The following is a 493-nucleotide window of genomic DNA, read 5'->3' on the forward strand; positions in this document are numbered from 1 at the left end:
GTATGGGATACCGACAACTGACCCAGGCACAACGATATCAAATTTTTGCCCATAGGGATGTAGGATTGAGCCAACGTCAGATTGCTCAACAGCTTGGCATTCACAGCAGTACCGTGAGCCGTGAGCTGAGACGTAATTCGGGTGCCAAGGGATATGAACCCGCACAAGCGCAGCGTTACAGCGATCAGAGACGCCGCTCCGCCTGGAAGTGGACAAAGCAACTCCCTAGCCTGATCAATGCCGTAGCTGACAGGCTTAGAGAAGAGTGGAGTCCAGAGCAGATTAGCGGTTTTATGGCGCCGTTGACGGGGATAGGAGTTAGTCATCAATGGGTCTATTCGCTGATCTGGGACGATAAGGCCAAGGGTGGCGATTTGTGGCGACACCTCCGCCAGCCCAAGCGTCGCAGTAAACATCGTGCCCATGCCAAAAGTGCAGGACTAGGCAAGATTCCTAAGCGTGTGGGGATCAGGGAAAATGCATGAAAACCCGC

1 pseudogene is annotated in these 493 nt (G+C 53.5%); it reads left to right on the forward strand.

Annotated features, from left to right (window positions below):
• Window positions 1-2: 2 nt before the first annotated feature.
• A pseudogene (locus tag INT22_RS10680) lies at window positions 3-470 on the forward strand (transposase); the annotation flags it as partial.
• Window positions 471-493 lie beyond the last annotated feature (23 nt).

Source organism: Halomonas sp. 3D7M, assembly GCF_014897885.1.
GTDB lineage: Bacteria > Pseudomonadota > Gammaproteobacteria > Pseudomonadales > Halomonadaceae > Vreelandella.